Source organism: Hydrogenophaga sp. 70-12 (assembly GCF_001897365.1).
Classification (GTDB): domain Bacteria; phylum Pseudomonadota; class Gammaproteobacteria; order Burkholderiales; family Burkholderiaceae_C; genus Hydrogenophaga; species Hydrogenophaga borbori.
On the sequence record NZ_MKSS01000201.1, the window covers coordinates 1 to 2,223 of the forward strand.

The 2,223-nt window shown below is 71.2% G+C and carries 4 protein-coding genes; all 4 read right to left on the reverse strand.

What is annotated here, in order from left to right; translation table 11 throughout:
• Window positions 1-464: 464 nt before the first annotated feature.
• Window positions 465-1,052 carry a S26 family signal peptidase gene (locus BGO22_RS12055; RefSeq protein WP_009517020.1) on the reverse strand — a complete coding sequence of 196 codons (588 nt, stop codon included), beginning with the start codon at window positions 1,050-1,052 and terminating at the stop codon, window positions 465-467.
• Window positions 1,049-1,582, reverse strand: coding sequence for a DUF2840 domain-containing protein (locus tag BGO22_RS12060; protein ID WP_009517019.1), 534 nt, complete (start codon window positions 1,580-1,582; stop codon window positions 1,049-1,051). The genes BGO22_RS12055 and BGO22_RS12060 overlap by 4 nt, the downstream gene beginning before the upstream one ends.
• Complete coding sequence (locus BGO22_RS12065) at window positions 1,579-1,863, reverse strand: hypothetical protein (protein WP_009517018.1); 285 nt, start codon at window positions 1,861-1,863, stop codon at window positions 1,579-1,581. Before BGO22_RS12065 ends, BGO22_RS12060 begins: the two co-directional genes overlap by 4 nt.
• A partial coding sequence (locus tag BGO22_RS12070; protein ID WP_502686455.1) for a ParA family partition ATPase occupies window positions 1,860-2,223 on the reverse strand: 364 nt, incomplete at its 5' end. The genes BGO22_RS12065 and BGO22_RS12070, both read right to left, overlap by 4 nt.

Sequence of the window (2,223 nt, forward strand, 5' to 3'; positions counted from 1 at the left end):
CGCGGCGGTCGGTCATGGCTGCGCTCCCTGCAAGCTCTGGCGTGTCCTGTCGTGCGAAGCACACGCACATGCCAGCATTGGCGCGAGCCTCGCGCTCCACGCGGCACGGCGGCGAAGCCGCTCCGTGCTGCGCCAACCCCACGTGCAGACTGGCTTTGCGGGCCGACAGGTGCCGCTCCCTTTTGTCTTGCCTTCCGCCTTTGCCCCTCGCTGGCGCTCCGGGCAGCGGCGGCCCGGCGACGCTGCTGCGTGAGCAGACAGCGCCCCGGCGAACACGGCGATGGCCGAAGGCCAGCCGCGTTCGAGGCAAGACGCCTGCACGTTGGACGGCTGCGCCGGAGACAGCGCGAAGTGTGGTGCCCAATGCGAAGTATTGGCACCGGCACTGCACGCGCGACGACACGGCGACGGCCAGCAGAACGACACGCCCGATAGCACGATGATGCGCAGCGAATCGGCGGCGATCATGGGCGAGGCTCCAGCCAGACCGGGCGCGCAACGCCGATCACGGCGGCTACGCTGACCGGCCCGAAATACCGGCTGTCGAACGACGCCGGATTGGTGACGCTGAGCAGGAACAGCTCGCCAGGCCGAAGGCGGCGGCACTGCGACCAGGATGGCAGCGGACGGCCCCAGCGGTCGGCAGGCAGCACGGCGGCCGAAGGCACGCCGTCGATGCGGACACTGCCGTCGGCGATGCACACCTCCTGCGGTGCGATCGCGCCCACGCGCTTGAGCAGAGGGATGCGCGTCGGCAGGTAGCCGCGCTGCGCAGCGAGCGCGGCAGCCTCGACGGGCAGTGGCACCAGCACGATGCTGCCCACGGACAACGGACGTGGCGGCGAGCTGGTGCGACGGTCGAGCGGATCGACGCGATACCAGCCGACCGCCACGCTGTCGGACGGGTTGTAGGTCAGGCGCGGTAGCGGATGCACGAAGGACGCCCAGGCCAGCGCGGCGAGGCCGCAGGCGGACAGGCCCGCCAGCACGAGGCGAGCGCGCACGCGCAAGCGAGGGGGCGACGCGGTGCCGGAAGTGGAAACGGCGCTCATGGCAGTGCCCTCCCTGCCAGCCAGGCGGCGTGCCGCTCGGCGCTGTATTCGGGCAACGCCAAATGCGCCGCGAGCCGGTTGGCGAGCGTGCGCCAGTACGCAGGCGAAGCGGTAGACGGCGCGATACCCAGCGCCTCAATGGCGTCGATGCGTTCCAGCACGACGCGCACCTGGTTCTCACCCTCGGCGTGCAGCAGCAGGCGCGCGCCCGGCTGCACGCCGGGGATGCGCTGCGCCGCATCGAGCGGCGTGCAAGCCTGCATCACCATGAGCTGCCAGCGCACGGTGCCGTAGTCGTTGGCCTGCCAGCTGATGCGGCAGAACATGGCACCCGGCAGGAACACCGCGCAGCGCCGCCAGCGGTCGAGCTGGTGCGTGCGCGCGGGTTCGCCGAAGCGCAGGTAGAACTTGAAGCGCGGTTCGATGTAGGCCAGCGCCACGCGCGTCAGCGGCGTGCTGGCAGGCTGGCCGGAAGGTGCTGCGAGCGCAGCCGTGGCCGCGCCAGCGGCAGGCGAAGCGGATGCGGTCATGGTGTGTTCTCCTTGCGGTGTTCTGGAAACTCGCGCTCCAGCAGGCCGCGCAGCAGGTCGGCCACGGTCACGCCTTGCGTGAAGGCCGACACCTTGATGCGCGCCCGCATCGCGGGCGTGATGTCGAGGGTCAGGCGGGCGGTGTAGAGGTCGCCTTTGCCCAGCGCATCGGCGTCGCCCTGGCGAATCCACGCCTCGGCGTGCGGATTCGCAGGTGGACGCGCACCGATGCCGACGCGCTTTGCCGTGCGTTTGCTGTTCGGTGGCGGCTTCGCCGTCATGGCGTCCACCGCAGTAGTTCGTCCACCAGCGCGGTGACTTCACGCGCGGCGGCGCTGTCGGGCGCTGTCTCGCGTGCAAGCCGGCCAGCGGCCACGCTGTCGGCGAACACGATGCGCTGATGCACTTCGGCGCGCAGCGCGGGCAGCGGCTGGTCGGCCAGCGCGCCGCGTGCTTCGCGCCCAATCACGGTGGTGCTGACGCGCCGGTTGATGACGAAGGCCGTGCGAAGCGCAGGCCGAAACGCCTGCGCCTCGCGGATCAGCGCCACCATCTCCGCGCTGGCCGACAGGTCGTAGGGGCTGGGCTGTACCGGGATCAGCACGCGCTCGGCCGCCAGCAGCGCGGAGCGCGCCAAGGCG